Origin of the sequence: Micromonospora ureilytica (assembly GCF_015751765.1) — a bacterium.
In the GTDB taxonomy this organism is placed as follows: Bacteria; Actinomycetota; Actinomycetes; order Mycobacteriales; family Micromonosporaceae; genus Micromonospora; species Micromonospora ureilytica.
In genome coordinates this window covers 2,739,095-2,754,603 of the sequence record NZ_JADOTX010000001.1, presented here as the reverse complement: position 1 = coordinate 2,754,603, position 15,509 = coordinate 2,739,095, and the positions used below count along the sequence as shown (strand labels likewise).

12 protein-coding genes are annotated in these 15,509 nt (G+C 70.9%); 9 read left to right on the top strand and 3 right to left on the bottom strand.

Annotated elements, in window-relative coordinates; all coding sequences use genetic code 11:
• Window positions 1-92: 92 nt before the first annotated feature.
• Genes IW248_RS12305 through IW248_RS12295 form a run of 3 tightly spaced genes read right to left on the bottom strand, consistent with a single transcriptional unit; the run spans window position 93 to window position 3,296 of the window.
• Window positions 93-1,565: a hypothetical protein gene (locus IW248_RS12305; protein ID WP_196927088.1), complete on the bottom strand. Its 1,473-nt coding sequence runs from the start codon at window positions 1,563-1,565 to the stop codon at window positions 93-95.
• Window positions 1,562-2,341 (bottom strand): sulfotransferase family protein, encoded by a 780-nt coding sequence (locus IW248_RS12300; RefSeq protein WP_124820195.1) that lies wholly within the window; start codon window positions 2,339-2,341, stop codon window positions 1,562-1,564. The genes IW248_RS12305 and IW248_RS12300 overlap by 4 nt, the downstream gene beginning before the upstream one ends.
• Complete coding sequence (locus tag IW248_RS12295) at window positions 2,334-3,296, bottom strand: sulfotransferase family protein (protein WP_196927087.1); 963 nt, start codon at window positions 3,294-3,296, stop codon at window positions 2,334-2,336. Before IW248_RS12295 ends, IW248_RS12300 begins: the two co-directional genes overlap by 8 nt.
• Window positions 3,297-3,441: 145 nt before the next feature.
• On the opposite strand from IW248_RS12295, the gene IW248_RS12290 reads away from it, so the two are divergent.
• The 9 genes from IW248_RS12290 (at window position 3,442) to IW248_RS12250 (ending at window position 15,508) form a co-directional block, all read left to right on the top strand.
• A complete protein-coding gene (locus tag IW248_RS12290) occupies window positions 3,442-4,839 on the top strand; it encodes a glycosyltransferase family 4 protein (RefSeq protein WP_196927086.1) in 1,398 nt (465 codons plus the stop codon).
• On the top strand, window positions 4,836-5,813 hold the full coding sequence (locus tag IW248_RS12285) for a sulfotransferase (protein ID WP_196927085.1): 978 nt from the start codon (window positions 4,836-4,838) through the stop codon (window positions 5,811-5,813). The genes IW248_RS12290 and IW248_RS12285 overlap by 4 nt, the downstream gene beginning before the upstream one ends.
• Before the next feature lie 3 nt (window positions 5,814-5,816).
• A complete protein-coding gene (locus tag IW248_RS12280) occupies window positions 5,817-6,728 on the top strand; it encodes a sulfotransferase family protein (protein WP_196927084.1) in 912 nt (303 codons plus the stop codon).
• 75 nt (window positions 6,729-6,803) lie between these two features.
• The gene (locus tag IW248_RS12275; protein WP_196927083.1) at window positions 6,804-7,481 is read left to right on the top strand and encodes a hypothetical protein; all 678 of its coding nucleotides are present in this window, start codon (window positions 6,804-6,806) and stop codon (window positions 7,479-7,481) included.
• Between the two features lie 175 nt (window positions 7,482-7,656).
• Window positions 7,657-8,475: a basic amino acid ABC transporter substrate-binding protein gene (locus IW248_RS12270; protein ID WP_196927082.1), complete on the top strand. Its 819-nt coding sequence runs from the start codon at window positions 7,657-7,659 to the stop codon at window positions 8,473-8,475.
• Between the two features lie 125 nt (window positions 8,476-8,600).
• Window positions 8,601-9,395, top strand: a complete 795-nt coding sequence (locus IW248_RS12265; protein WP_124820188.1) for an amino acid ABC transporter permease — start codon at window positions 8,601-8,603, stop codon at window positions 9,393-9,395.
• 4 nt (window positions 9,396-9,399) lie between these two features.
• The gene (locus IW248_RS12260) at window positions 9,400-10,239 is read left to right on the top strand and encodes an amino acid ABC transporter ATP-binding protein (protein ID WP_196927081.1); all 840 of its coding nucleotides are present in this window, start codon (window positions 9,400-9,402) and stop codon (window positions 10,237-10,239) included.
• A 302-nt stretch (window positions 10,240-10,541) separates the two neighbouring features.
• A complete protein-coding gene (locus IW248_RS12255) occupies window positions 10,542-11,546 on the top strand; it encodes a multicopper oxidase domain-containing protein (RefSeq protein ID WP_196927080.1) in 1,005 nt (334 codons plus the stop codon).
• 23 nt (window positions 11,547-11,569) lie between these two features.
• Entirely contained in the window at window positions 11,570-15,508 is a 3,939-nt protein-coding gene (locus IW248_RS12250; RefSeq protein ID WP_196927079.1) for a ThuA domain-containing protein, read from the top strand.
• Window position 15,509 lies beyond the last annotated feature (1 nt).

Below are 15,509 nucleotides of genomic sequence, written 5' to 3'. Positions count from 1 at the left end.
CGACCATATCGACGACAGAAACTGCAAGGTCGGCGCGGGCGGGGCGTTCTGAGTTGACGTTGGTCAGCTTGCAGGGGCAGGGGCAGGAGCCATTAGCGGACGGTGGCGAGGATCCGCTCCACCGGCTGGTCGGCGCGGAGCAGGACGGGAACGTCGGTCACTGTGGTGCCGCCGCCGGCCGCGCCCAACGGGGAACCCACAGCCCCGGCTCGCCCGCCCGGCGCCGCCGGCACGGTCACCGGCGTGTTCGACGCTGACCAGAGCACCAGCGTGCTCGATCCACCCCGGACGAACGCGACCCCGTTCAGCCTGCCGGCCACCGAGGCGGGCAACGGGGTGACGGTGGTGCCCCGGGCCGCGTCGGCCAGGGCCGCCAGCATCCGGCCGGACTCGCGTTCGGTGCCGTCCGGGTCGAGCAGGCCGTAGCGGACCTCGCTGCCGGCCGCGTTGTTCGGGTTGTACGCCAACGGCAACCAACTGATCTCGCCGATCCCGCCGGCGGCCAGCAGGGTGACCGTCTTGACCATCTCCGCCGCCCGGCTGGCCGGGTCACCGTCGCCGTCACGCCAGAACTGCCCGACCTCCCACGCCTGAAGCGGAGTACCCGCCGGTGTGGTGGCGCGCAGGTAGTCCAGCAGCGGGGCCACCCCGCTGAAGTGCTCGTAGAAGTGCACCTGCCGGACGTCGACGGTGCGGTCGGTCAGCAGCGACTCGGTCACCGCCAGAAAACGCAGGCTGCGGCTGTTGGTCTCGGTGCCGAGCGCCCGACGTAGCTGCGCCTCCCCGGTCACCGCCGGGATCTGCTGCCCCCGGGTGCCGACCCGGCGTTGGAAGTACGCCTGGTAGGCGGTGATGGCCTCGGGCACCCGACCGGCGCGCACCAGCCGGTCGGCGACACCCATGCCGTACGCGACGCTGCTGATACCGGAGTCGACCACCCGCGCCTTCGGGTCGGTCGCGCGGATCGTCTCGGCGGCGGCCCGGACCAGCCGCGCGTAGTCCTCGGGGCTGCCGGCCCAGTAGCTCGGCGCGTTGACCTCGTTCTCGATCGCGTACTCCCGCACACCGTACGGGCCGTAGCGCTGGACCACCGAGCGGACGAACCGCTGGTACGCGCCGAGGTCGGTGGGCATGGCCGACTCGGTCTTGTTCGCCGTGCCCCGGGTGTGGCGGGCGGTGCCGCCGGTCGCCCAGCACACGCCGGTACGGATCTTCAGGTGCAGGGTGATGCCCAACTCCCGGCTGCGCGTGGCGATCTCGTCCAACCCGGCCCAGTCCGCCTGCCCCGAGGTCCGTTCGATCTCGCACCAGGAGATCTCCTCGTACGTCGCCGAACCGGCGAGCCGGCGCAGGTACGGCCCGAACTGCTGGTACCGCGACCAGTCCCAGTGCGCGCCGAACGGGTTGGGCACCCCGTCCACGGTGCTCGTGGCTCCGGGGGCCGCCGTCACCGAGGGGGTGGCGGCCGGCGGCGGCGCGTCGTCGCGGGCGGTGCAGCCGGCGGTGAGCAGGAGCGTGGCGGCGACGGCGGCGGCGACCGTCCGCAGCCGGAACGGGCGGGTCACCGGTAGCCCAGCGCGCGCAGGGTCGGACCGGAGAAAACCCAGACCAGCAGGCGCAGGAACGGGTCGAGCTCGCGGCGGTAGCTGCCCACCCGGGAGCCGTAGATCGGCGCGGTGACGCTGGCCGCAGCCCGCCGCTTCTCCGCCTCGGTGGTGTACTTCTGGGCCACGTCGTGCTGCTTGCTGTCGTAGTCGAGGATGCCGTCCTCCCACGGTTCGCCGAGGAACTCGAAGAGGCCACGCATCGCCTTCTCCGGCTCGCTGACCGCCTGCTCGTACCGCAGCTCGTAGTAGCGGTCCGCCGGCAGGGTGGCGCCGACCGCACGCGCGGCGCGGATGTAGCGCGGCCACTTCACCACGCACTTCACCGCCGACCAGTAGCCGAACCGTTTGCGGTGCGAGACCACCACGTCGCGTCCGTCCCGGATGAGGTGCACGATCTGGGCGTCCGGGAAGACCTCGGTGACGAAGTCGAGCGACATCGCGTACAGCGGGGTCTTGTCGGCCCACCGGGTCTTGCCCCGCGCGGCGGCGTAGTCGGCGTGCACGCCGCCGAAGAAGTCCCGGATGCGGCGCAGCCAGTCCTCGCGCGGAAAGCCGAAGCGGGCCAGCCGGTCCCAGTCCCGGCCGACGATCCGCCGCAGGTCCGGCAGGAACCGGGTCTCCGGGCCGCAGCTGATCCGCGAGTGCGAGTCCAGGACGAGGCGCACCATCGTGGTGCCCGACCGTTGGCACCCGACCAGGAAGATCGGCGCGGTGCGGGTTCCGGTTTCAGACACTGTCGACCGCCTTCGTCGTCTCGGATCGGGCGTCGGCCGCGGCGCGGTCGAGCCGGTCGGTCAACTCGTCGCAGCGAGCCCGGACGCGCCTGTCGATCGGTAGCCGCCGCTGACCCGCCGCGCCGTGCGACTCGCGTGGGGCGATGTGCGCGTGCAGCCGGGAATGGTAGGGGAAGTCGAGGAAGGCGCAGAGCCGCCGGATCTGCGCGGCGGGCTCCGCGACCAGGCTGTCGTAGCGGCAGAGCAGCACGTCGGCCCGCTGGTCCAGGCCGAGCTGGAAGACGAGCGAGTTGCGGACGTACCAGAACAGCGCCGCGCCGCTGTGCGGATCCAACAGCTGCGGGTCGTGGGCCCGGATCAGGTCGACGGTGTCGGCGTCGAGGCGCTGCCCCTGCCACCGTCGGCCGATGCTGCCGTCGGCGATCGCCCGCAGGGCCCGCAGGTTGGCGTCACCGAACTTGGCGACCTCGGAGCGGGCCCGGTCGTCGACGTCGCGGTAGACCCAGAGCGCGCGTCCGGGCGTCAGCCCCGGCAGGGCCAGCAACTCGTCCACCCGGTGGCTCTCGCAGAGCGGCTTGACCAGGACGTACGCGTGCCGGCTGCGCTGGATGGCGGCGGTCAGCACCGCGTCCGGGCGCAGTTGGAAGCGGTGGAAGAGGGTGCTGTCGTTCTCGTTGCGGACCTCGACCTCTGCGGCGGCGTCCAGGCCCCGGACCAGCATGTTCGTGCCGGAGCGTTGCAGACCGACCAGGTAGACCGGCATCGCCGAGCCGGGCGTCCGGCCGGTCTGCCGTCGCCAGCGCCACTTGGCCAGGGCCGTGCCGATCCGGTCGACCGGGTCGAGGCGGTCCTCCTCGATCAGCCGTCCGATCCCCTCGGTACGCGCCCAGCGCAGATGCCGCCGGACCCTCCGGGCGGTGTACGCGAGCGCGGAGACCTCGTCGTCGGCTGCCACGGGTCCTCCTCGTCGGGCACCGGCCCGGCCCATCGGGAAGCGGGTGCGACCGGCGGCAGCCAGGCTATCGGGAGATCATGGCGGGAGGCCAGGCTGCGGACCGCACGGGCAGACGAAGATCACCCGTTCAGCCACCATGCCAAACGTGAGCTGGACTCGCCGACCCGCCCTGCATACCGTGGGCGCTGGCCGGGGCGGGCAGACCCCGGTCATCACCCCCGGGCCCGGACCGCCCGATCGACGTGAGCAGGCCGAGTCGATGCGCGTGCTACATGTGAACAAGTTCCTCTACCGCCGTGGCGGCGCCGAGGGGTACCTGCTCGATCTCGCCGACCTGCAACGGGCCGCGGGTGACACGGTCGCCTACTTCGGCATGAGCCACCCGGAGAACGAGCCCTCGCTGCCGTACGCCGCGCGGTTCCCGTCCGAAGTGGAGTTGGAGCCGGCGCCGAGCGGGGTGCGGCCCCGCGCGGTGGCCGTCGGCCGGATGCTGTGGTCACCGACGAGCCGTCGCGGGCTGGCCCGGGTGATCGACGACTTCCGGCCGGACGTGCTGCACCTGCACAACATCTACCACCAGCTGTCCCCGTCGGTGCTCGCCGCGGCCCGCTCGGCCGGTGTGCCGTGCGTGCTGACCATGCACGACTACAAGCTCGCCTGCCCGAGCTACCAACTGCTGGACCGGGGCCGCCCCTGCCAGGCGTGCGTCACCGGTGGCCCGTTGCAGGCGGCCCGTCGCCGCTGCAAGGACGGGTCGCTGTCGCGCAGTGGACTGCTCGCGGTCGAGTCGTGGTTGCACAGGCAGTTCGACGCGTACGACCCGGTGCAGCTCTTCGTCAGCCCGAGTGGGTTCCTGGCCGACGTGATGCGTCGCGCGGGCGTCTACCCGGACCGGCTGCGGGTGGTCAACCACTTCGTCGACCTGACCGGCGTCGCGGCGAAGCAGACACCCGGCGGCGGTGTCGTCTTCGCCGGCCGGCTGTCGCCGGAGAAGGGCGTCGACGTGTTGATCGAGGCGGCGGCCGCGCTGCCGGACGGGGTCGGCGTGGACGTCGCCGGAGACGGCCCGGCCCGGCCGGAGCTGGAGGCGCTCGCCGCGCGGCGGGCGCCCGGCCGGGTCCGGTTCCACGGCCGTCTCGACAAGCCACGCCTGCACGAGCTGATCCGGTCGGCGGCGGTGGTCGCCGTCCCGTCCCGGTGGCACGAGAACCAACCGATGGCGGTGCTGGAGGCGTTCGCCTGCGGTGTGCCGGTGGTCGCCACCGACCTGGGTGGGCTGCCCGAGCTGGTGGAGTCCGAGGTGGACGGCCGCATCGTCGCCGCCGACGATCCCACCGCCCTCGGTGACGCGCTGACCGACATCCTGGCCGACCCCCAGCGGGCGTACCGGATGGGCCGGGCCGGCCGGGCGAAGATCGCCGCGCGGTTCACTCCGGACCGGCACCTGGACCGGATCCGTGGGCTGTACGCGGAGGCCGCCGAGGCGCTGGCGTCGCGGCGGGGGGCCGGCCGTGCCGCCGCCGGTGGGGGAGTGGCCCGGTGAGCCCGGTGCGGGTGCTCTACCTCGCCGGCAGCGGTCGCAGTGGCAGCACGCTGGTGACCACGGTCCTGGGACAGGTGCCGGGGTTCTTCGCGGCGGGCGAGCTGCGGTACCTGTGGCGGCGCGGCATCCTGGAGAACCGGCCCTGCGGCTGTGGTTCCCCGGTGACCGACTGCCCGCTCTGGGCCCGCGTGCGCGCCGATCTGACCGACGCCGACCCGGCGGGGATCGCCGCCCGGCTGGCCCAACGGTTGCGGCTGCGCGGACTGCCCGCACTGCTGCGCCGTGAGCGTCGGGGGCAGCCGCCGGTCGCGGGCCACCCCGACGACACGCACCTGGCCCGGCTCTACGCCTCGATCGCCGAGCACGCCCTGGCCGGCCGGTCGGACGGCGTCATCGTCGACTCCTCCAAACTGCCGCCGTACGGCGCGCTGCTCGGCAGCCTGCCCGGCATCGACCTGTACGTCCTGCACGTGGTGCGCGACCCGCGCGCGACCGCGTACTCCTGGCGTCGCCGACGGCCGTTGGACGGGCCCGCCGACGACCAGTTGATGAGCCGACCACCCGTCGGCAAGGCCGCGCTGCTCTGGCTGGTCTGGAACACCGCGACCGTACGACTGTGGGGTGGCCGCCGCCGCGCGCCGGGCCGCTACCTGCGGGTGCGGTACGAGGACTTCGTGGCCGACCCGGCCGGCGTCACCGCCCGGATCGCCGGCTTCGTCGGCGCGAACCCCGCCGAGCTTCCGTTCCCGACACCGGCCACGGTGCGGCTCACCCCCACCCACTCGGTGGCCGGCAACCCCTCGCGGCACCGCACCGGGCTGGTCGACGTGGTCGCCGACACGGAGTGGGTGGGCAGGCTCCCCACCCGCGCGTACGCCGTGGTGACCGGGCTGACCGCCGTGGCCCTGACCCGGTTCGGCTACCCGTTACGCCGCCCGACGGCTATTTCACCCGCCACCCGGCAGGAAGGCTGAACGATGCTCTCACTGGTGGTGGGCACCGGTCGCTGCGGTTCGACACTGGTCCAGGAGTTGCTCTCCCGGCATCCCGCGGTCGGCTTCGTCTCCGGCCTGGACGACAAGCTCGCCCGGCTCAACCCCAAGGGCAGGTTCAACGGCGCGCTCTACCGGCGCTCGGCGCCGCGCCCGGCGGGGATGACCTCGCTGCGACACAGTCGACGGTTGCTGGAGCGGGGCCGGCTCCGGGTGGCGCCGTCGGAGGCGTACCACCTGCTCGACAGGCAGGTGCTGGCCGGCTTCTCCCGACCGTGCCGGGACCTGGTGGCCGAGGACCTGACGCCGTTCGTGGCCCGGCGGCTGCGGGCCTTCTTCGACGAGCGGATCGCACGGCAGGGCTGTCAGCAGCTGGTGCAGCACGTCACCGGGTGGCCGCGCACCGGCCTGCTGCACGCCGCGTACCCGGAACTGCGGGTGGTCAACGTGGTGCGCGACGGCCGGGCGGTGGCCAACTCGTGGCTCCAGATGGGCTGGTGGGACGGCTGGCGCGGGCCGGACAACTGGATCTACGGCCCGCTCCCGTCCGACCTGCGGGAGGAGTGGGCCGAGTCCGCTCGCTCCTTCCAGGTGCTCGCCGCGCTCGGCTGGAAGATGCTGATGGACGCCTTCGCGCAGGCTCGGTTGCGTCACCCGGCCGACCAGTGGCTGGACGTGCGCTACGAGGACCTGGTCGAGCAGCCGCGCGAGCAGGTGGGCCGGATGCTCGACTTCCTCGGCCTGAGCTGGTCGCCCGCCTTCGAGAAGGGCTTCTCCCGGTACGACTTCACTGTGGGCCGGGCGGAGGCGTACCGGGAGGAACTCAGCCCGGCGCAGCTCGTCGCGATCGAACGGGTGCTGGAGAAACCGCTGGCCGAGTGGGGCTACCCGGTCTAGCGCCGTCCGCGCTATCGACGGACGTCACGGGGGCGGTTAATCTTTGGCCCCACACCATCGATGTGAGGAGATGCGATGGCGCGCCGTACCGGCCGACCCTCCTACCAGTTGGACAAGGCCAGTGTCGGTCGTCGCCGCACAGCGCGCTACGCCGCCGTCGCGGGCGTGATCGCGCTGGTCACCGCGTTGCTGGGTGGCTTGGTCGGCTACCAGGTGGGCCGTCCGGACGCCACCGAGGCGGCCATCGCGAGCATCAAGCAGGACGAGGCGAAGCGGGACGCCCAGCAGATCACGGAGCTGATCGAGACGGCCCGGCGTGTTCGCGACCTGGTCGCCCCGGTCCTGGCCGCCATCAAGACGGAGACGACCGGCGCCGGGGCGCCGGACGCGGCGAAGGCGCGCCAGTGGCAGGAGGTCATGCGCCAGGCGGCCGCGCCGTTCGCCGACCCGCCGTCGGGGTCCACCGCCACCAACGTGGCGCGCGGAGGGTTGCGCGGAGCTGTCCAGCAGGCGTCGCTGGCCGTCGACGCCTACGCTCTGGCCGCCGGCGTTCCGGCCGCGCAGCGTGCGGCCCTGCTGGACGTCACCGCGCGGCAGGCGGCCGAGGCCGCGACGATCTGGTCGGTCGCGGCGACCCAGCTCGACCAGGTCAGCGTCGATGCCGGCCAGGGCCACCAGCACGTGTTCCTGGACACAGACCCGCACGGAGGGGCCCTCACCCCGGACGGGGCGGAGGAGGGAACCGGCGGCTGAGGCGCTTTGCTGCCCCGGTGTCCGGTTTGCCGGCGTGGGTCGGCGTGCCACCCCGGCCGAGTGGCTGCGGCGGGATCTGGGGGCGACGGGACGGATCGGGTACGGTCGCTTTCGCAAAGTCTATGAACCAGACAGGCTTTCCGTGCGATGGAAGCCGAATCGGAGGGACACAGCCGTGAGGTTCCCAAGCGCCGTCCGTCAGGCCGGCCTCGTCGTGGCCGTCGCCGCCCTCGCGCTGAGCGCGGGCTGCGCGAAGAAGGACGACAGTGAGGTCCAGGCGAGCGGTGTCAAGCTGGTCGCGGCGGGCAAGCTGACCGTCTGCACCCACCTGCCGTACCCGCCGTTCCAGTCCAAGGACGCCAGCGGCAAGGTGACCGGCTTCGACGTCGAGATCATGGACCTGGTCGCCAAGGACCTCGGCGTCGAGCAGACGATCATCGACACCCCGTTCGAGGGGATCAAGTCCGGCCAGGACCTCAACACCGGCAAGTGCGACGCGGCCGCCGCCGGCATGACGATCACCGAGGAGCGGCGGAAGGTGATCGACTTCTCCGATCCCTACTTCGACGCCACCCAGGCGATGCTGGTGAAGACCGGCAAGACGTACAAGTCGCTCGACGACCTCAAGGGCAAGAAGCTCGGCGTCCAGGCGGCCACCACCGGTCGTGACTACGCCAAGAAGCTCGAGTCGGAGAAGGGCCTGAAGCTGGTCGAGTTCGAGGACCTTGCCGCCCTGCAGCAGGCCGTCGCCAACGGCCAGGTCGAGGCCGCCATCAACGACCTGCCGGTCTGGACCGAGTACCTGAAGAAGAACCCGGGTGGGTTCGAGGTGGCCGCCGAGTTCGACACCGGCGAGCAGTACGGCTTCCCCGTGAAGAAGGACGCCAACCCGGAGCTGCTCAAGAAGATCAACGAGGCGCTGGCCAAGGCCAAGCAGGACGGCACGTACAACACGATCTACGAGAAGTGGATCGGCAAGAAGCCGAGCGCCTGAGCCGCGTAGCGGCCCAGCGCCTGAGCCGCGTAGCGGCCGAGCGCCTGAGCACCGCGCAGTACCGGAGGGCGCGCGTCCCGCGCGCCCTCCGACGTCGGTAACCTCCGGGAAGGCAACGAGCGAACGTGAAGCTGCGACGCCGCCAGCGGGAGCGGCTGTCCCTCGGGCTCCAGTACCTGGTCTTCATCGCCATCATCGCCACGGTGCTCGTCGCCGCGGACTGGGACAGGCTGGCCGACGCGTTCTTCCGCGTCGACATCATCAAGTCGATGTTCCCGACCATCATCACTGTCGCGCTGCGCAACACGGTCCTCTACACGCTTGGCGCGTTCGCCTTCGGCCTCGTGTTCGGCACCGTCCTGGCGCTGATGCGGCTGTCCCGGGTGGCGCCGTACCGCTGGGTGGCGACGGCGTACATCGAGTTGTTCCGGGGTCTGCCCGCGCTGCTGGTGCTCTTCCTCGTCGGGTACGGCATCCCGATCGCCTTCCCGGAGCGCGAGATTCCGGGCGGGGTGTTCGGTTCGATCGCGATCGGCCTCGGGTTGACCGCCGCGGCGTACATGGCGGAGACGATCCGGGCCGGCATCCAGGCCGTGCCGAAGGGGCAGATGGAGGCGGCGCGGACCCTCGGCATGTCGCACTTCACCGCCATGCGCACGATCGTCATCCCGCAGGCGTTCCGGATCGTGATTCCACCGCTGACGAACGAGCTCATCCTGCTCACCAAGGACTCGTCGCTGGCCTACGTGCTGGGGGTGACGGCGCAGACCATCGAGATCACCAAGTTCGGTCGGGACATGCTCAACGACCGGGTGAACGCGACTCCGCTGCTGGTGGCCGGCCTCGCCTACCTGGTGATCACCCTGCCGCTGTCGCAGGTGGTACGACGCCTCGAACTCCGCTACGCCAAGGCCCGGTGACCCCATGACGACCAACCCATCCCGCCCCGCCGTGGAGATCCGCGACCTGCACAAGTCCTTCGGGCCGCTCAAGGTGCTCAAGGGAATCGACTTCGAGGTCGGCCAGGGCGAGGTGGTCTGCGTCATCGGGCCGTCCGGTTCCGGCAAGTCGACGCTGCTGCGCTGCGTCGACTTGCTGGAGGAGCCGACCGCAGGCAAGATCTGGGTGAACGGGGTCGAGATGACCGACCCGGACGTCGAGATCGACGAGGTCCGCCGCGGCATCGGCATGGTCTTCCAGTCGTTCAACCTGTTTCCGCACCTGACCGTCCTGAACAACCTCACCATCGCCCAGCGCCGGGTGCTCCGGCGGAGTCGGGCCGAGGCCGAACGGATCGCCCGGGCCAACCTGGAGCGCGTCGGGCTGACCGACAAGGCCGACGCCTTCCCGGCGCAGCTCTCCGGTGGCCAGCAGCAGCGGGCGGCGATCGCCCGGTCGCTGTCGATGGAGCCGAAGTTGATGCTCTTCGACGAGCCGACCTCCGCGCTCGACCCGGAACTCGTCGGCGACGTTCTCACCGTCATGCGCAAGCTGGCCGAGGACGGCATGACGATGATGGTGGTCACCCACGAGATGGCGTTCGCCCGCGACGTCGCCGACCGGGTCGTGTTCATGGACGGTGGCGTGGTGGTCGAGCAGGGGCCGCCGCAGGAGGTGCTCGGCGCGCCGAAGCACGAACGGACCCGCGCGTTCCTCTCCCGGGTCCTCGACCCGACCCACGTCGCGCAGCTCGGTGGGCCTGACCAGCCGCCGGAGCCGCCAGCGGCCGCCGCCCTGCCGGCAGACGACCGCCACCAGCTCTGACTCACAGCTCCCGTACGTCCTACCCGCCGGGTTGCCGCATCGACGGCAGCCCGGCGGCTGTTTGTGTGTCAGGACTATGTCAATCGACGGACGTCGTGATGTCAAGGTAATCTTTTTGCAATCAGACCTGTACTTTCGTCGATGGATTACATAAGTTGCTGTTATCCATCGAAAGTTCTGAGTCTTCCGAGCAAAGTCCGCGACGAGCCTCACCCTCAGTCGTGCCATGCCACCGCCCTCGTGCTCGGCGGTCGATGCACCCTGCCCTCGTCGCGTCTTCGCCCGGTCGGGAACGGAGACCCATGGACGATCACGCTGGTGGCCCTCACCGCCACCTGTCCCGCAGATCGCTGATCGCCACCGGCGCGCTCGCCGCCGGGGCGTTGGGCGCGTCCGCCCCAACGATCGGCACCGCCTTCGGAGGCAGCCCCGCCCGGGCCGCCGCCGGTGTCACCAAGAAGATCACCATCTACGCCGAACAGTTGCCCGGCAACCTGTTCGGGTACGGCCTGGCACCCGGTCAGGCCACCGTTCCGGGCCCCATCCTGGAGATGTACGAGGGTGACACCCTGGAGATCACCCTGGTCAACACCACCACCCAGCGGCTGTCCATCCATCCGCACGGGGTGGACTACAGCACCGAGTCCGACGGCAGCCCCTTCAACGCCTCGTTCAACAACCCCGGCGAGACGCGGACGTACGTCTGGCGCTCGCACGAGATGGTGGCCGCGGCGGGCCGGCGCTACATGCCCGGCAGCGCCGGCTACTGGCACTACCACGATCACGCGATGGGCACCGACCACGGCACCGGCGGTGTCGCGAAGGGACTGTACGGCGCGCTGATCGTCCGGCGGCGCGGCGACATCCTGCCGTCGAAGCAGTCCACGGCGGTGTTCCACGACATGATGATCAACAACAGGATGGCCCCGGCGACCCCGATGTTCGAGGCGAACCTGGGCGAGCGCGTCGAGTGGATCGCCATCGGCCACGGCAACCTGTTCCACACCTTCCACCTGCACGCGCATCGCTGGGCGGACAACCGCACCGGGATGTTGGAGGGGCCGAGCGACCCGAGCCTGGTGGTCGACAACAAGGACCTCAACCCCGGTAGCTCGTTCGGTTTCCAGGTGCTGGCCGGGGAGGGCGTCGGACCTGGCGCGTGGATGTACCACTGCCACGTGCAGACGCACTCCGACGGCGGCATGGCCGGGATCTTCCTGGTGCGCAACGCCGACGGCAGCATGCCGCCGGGCGCCGAGGAGGCGATCCACCGGTTCCAGGGACACACCCACACGCACGGAAGCTGACCGAACCGAAAGTGGGGACGGGCATGACCAGAAAACTACGACGAACCCTCGCCGCGGTAGCGGCCTTCGCGACACTGATCCCGGCAACGACGGCGGCCGCGGCCGCACCACGAACGGCGGCCGCCCCGCAGGCGGCGCAGCCGCAGAAGACCGCGGTCCTGGTGTTCCACGGACCGGTGGCCGAGCAGCAGGACCCGGTTTCACGCGCCGTGGACACCATCAAACAGCTTGGTGCCGTCCATGACATCGATGTCACGGCCACCACGGACCCGGGTACCTTCACCGCGGCCGGGCTGTCCGCGTACCGCAGCGTGGTCTTTCTCTCCGCGACGGGCGCCGCGCTCAACCGCGACCAGGAGTCGGCGCTACAGAGCTACGTCAAGGCCGGCGGCGGTTTCGTCGGCATCGCCGACGCCGCCCGCGCCCAGGTCGACTCCACCTGGTTCACCGGGCTGATCGGCACCCGCCCGGCCGGCGCCATCCCGGTGGCCGAGCCGGTGGCCAAGGTGACCGCCAGCGGCGAGAACGCCCCCAACGAGACCAAGGAGAAGCTGACCGACGGCGACGCCAACACGAAGTGGCTGGTCCGCACCCCGACCGCCTGGGTGGCCTACGAGTTGAGCGCGCCGAAGAAGATCACCGGGTACGCGCTCACGTCGGCCAACGACTCGGCCGGTCGGGACCCGAAGGACTGGACCCTGCAGGGCTCCACTGACGGTCAGAGCTGGACGGACCTGGACCGCCGCACCGGGCAGACCTTCCCGGACCGGTACCAGACCCGCCGGTTCGACATCGCCGCGCCGCAGGAGTTCACGCGCTACCGGCTGAACGTCACAGCGAACAGCGGTGAGCCGCTGGTCCAGCTCGCCGACCTGCGCCTGTTCACCGGCAGCACCACAGCCCCGGAGCCGCCCGCGGTGAACCGCGCGGTGGTGAACATCCTGGACCGCAAGCACCCGGCCACCGCGTCGCTGCCGATGACCATCACCCGGTCCGACCGCTGGGAGAACTGGGATCCGAACCCGATCGGCGCCGTGCACACGCTCGCCCAGGTCGAGGAGCGGCACTACAACCCGGGGGCGGCCGCCAACGGCGCCTTCCACCCGGTGTCCTGGTGCCGGGACTACGACGGCGGCCGGTCGTTCTACACCGGCATGGGTCACACCGAGGGCAGCTACGGTGAGGAGGCGTTCCGCACGCACCTCGCCGGCGCTCTCAACTGGACCACGGGTCGCGTACGCGGCGACTGCCAGGCCACCATCGCCGCGAACTACAAGGTGGAGCGACTCACCGCCGCCAACCAGACCGGGCAACTGGACCAGATCGGCGAGCCGCACGGGCTCACCATCGCGCCGGACGGCACTGTCTTCTACGTCGGCAAGGCCGCCTGCCCGAGCGGCCCGATCGCGGACTGGAACAACCCGAAGGTCGGCCTGGGCTGCGGCACCATCCACTCCTGGGACCCGCGCACCAAGCAGGTCAAGCTGCTCACCACCCTGGAGGTGATGGGCAACCGGGGCAGCGGCTCCGAGCTGGTGAAGAACGAGGAGGGCCTGCTCGGCATCGAGCCCGACCCCGCGTTCGCCGACAACGGGTGGCTCTACGTCTACTGGATGCCACACGACTCGGTCGACCGGGTGAAGCGGGTCGGTCAGCGGACCGTCTCGCGGTTCACCTACGACCGGCAGGCGCAGACCATCGACCAGGCCACCCGCAAGGACCTGTTGCAGTTCCCCGTGCAGGTCCACAGCTGCTGCCACGCCGGCGGCGGCATGGCGTTCGACGCCAAGGGCAACCTCTACGTCGGTTCCGGCGACAACAACTCCTCGGAGGGGTCGCAGGGCTACGCCGGCAACAACTGGACCCAGGAGTACCAGGGGATCTCGTTCCAGGACGCCCGCCGCACGTCGGGTAACACCAACGACCTCGCCGGCAAGATCATCCGGATTCACCCGGAGCCGGACGGCACGTACACCATCCCCGAGGGCAACCTGTTCCCACCGGGCACCGAGAAGACCCGGCCGGAGATCTACGTGATGGGCGTGCGCAACATCGCCCGCCTCCAGATCGACCCGGTGCACCAGTGGCTGACCGCCGGCTGGGTCGGCCCGGACGCCTCGTCGCCCAGCCCCACCCTCGGGCCGGCGAAGTACGAGACGGCCACCATCATCACCTCGGCCGGTAACCAGGGTTGGCCGTACTGCATGGGCAACCGGCAGCCGTACCGCGACCGCAGCACCACCGACGCGACGGTGCTGACCGGCTGGTACGACTGCGACAACCTGAAGAACGAGTCGCCGCGCAACACCGGACTGGTGGACATCCCTGCAGCCCGGGACAACATGATCTGGTACTCGCCGGACGGCGGCGGGCCGGTGTTCCCGAAGCGGACCGACGGCAGCGACCTGCCGACCTACGTCGCGGCCGACGCCACCTACACGCAGCCGTACCTGCGCGGCGGCGGACAGGCCATCATGTCCGGTCCGACGTACCACCGGAGCCTCGTCGACACCACGAGCGGCGTGGCGTGGCCGGAGCACTGGGACGGCAAGTGGTTCATCGGCGACCAGTCGAACGCCGCCAACCGGGTCGCGGTCACCGTCGACCCGGCCGGCGTGCCGCAGGCCGCCCCACCGGTGTACGCCGAGTCGCTGCGGGCCATCATCCCGGGCGGGAATGGCGACACCAAACTGCAGAGCTGGATGGACGCTAAGTTCGGCCCGGACGGCGCGCTCTACGTGCTCGACTACGGCGGCGGGTTCTTCAGCCTGCACGCGAACCAGAAGCTGATCCGGATCACCTACACCGGCGGGGCGCCCACCCCGGCACCGGCGGCGACCTCGGTCGCCGTGCAGAACAAGCCGCTGACCATCGCCTTCACCGGTTCCCGCTCCGGCGGCGTCAGCCACCGGTGGGAGTTCGGCGACGGCGCCACGTCGACCGAGGCGGACCCCCGGCACACGTACGCCACTGTCGGCACCTACACCGCGAAGCTCACCGTCACGTACGCCGACGGTCAGAAGGCGACGACGCAGACCACCGTGACGGTGGGCTGCGCGGTGCCCGACGACCGGTCGACGGTGTGGCTCGGCGACACCGACACCGGGGTACCCAGTCGCACTGTCGGGCAGGGCTGCACGGCCAACGACCTGATCGACGACGAGAGCACCTGGGCCGACCACAACGGTTTCGTCAGGCACGTGACCGCCGTGGCCCGCGCGTTGCAGGACGACGACCTGCTCAGCTCCCGTGAGGCGGGCACCATCACCCGCCTGGCCGCCGCGTCGGAGATCGGCCGCGACGGTCACACCGGGTACGAGCCGCTCTTCGACGGCACCGCCGAGTCGCTGCGCGGGTGGCAGCAGGCGCCGTCGGGACAGTTCGGCATCCAGCCGGACGGGTCGCTGCGCTCCAGCGGTGGCCTGGGCATGCTCTGGCACACCAAGGAGCTGGGCGACTTCTCGCTGAAGCTGCAGTTCCGGGACATCGCGCCGGGCACCGGCCGGGCCAACACCGGAGTCTTCATCCGGTTCCCGGACCTGCGAACGCCCCTCGACCAGCGTCCGCCGGACAGCTGCGGCACTGTCGGGTCGGCCCGGACCTCGACGGCGTGGATGGCGATCTACTGCGGACACGAGATCCAGATCTACGACGGTGACACCGGTGAGCCGCAGAAGACCGGCTCGGTCTACAACTTCGACCCGGTGCCGCTGGCCCAGGCCGGCGTGACGCCGAAGAACGAGTGGAACGACTACGAGATCCGCGCCGTGGGGCAGCACTACACGATGATCCGCAACGGCGTGGTGATCAACGAGTTCGACAACACGCCCGGCAAGCAGTCCTCGCGTGCCGGCGATCCGCCGACCGATCTGCGGCAGTTCCTGCGCGGCTTCATCGGTCTGCAGAACCACGGTGACAACGACCTGGCCGAGTTCCGCAACATCCGCGCGCGGGAACTCTAGG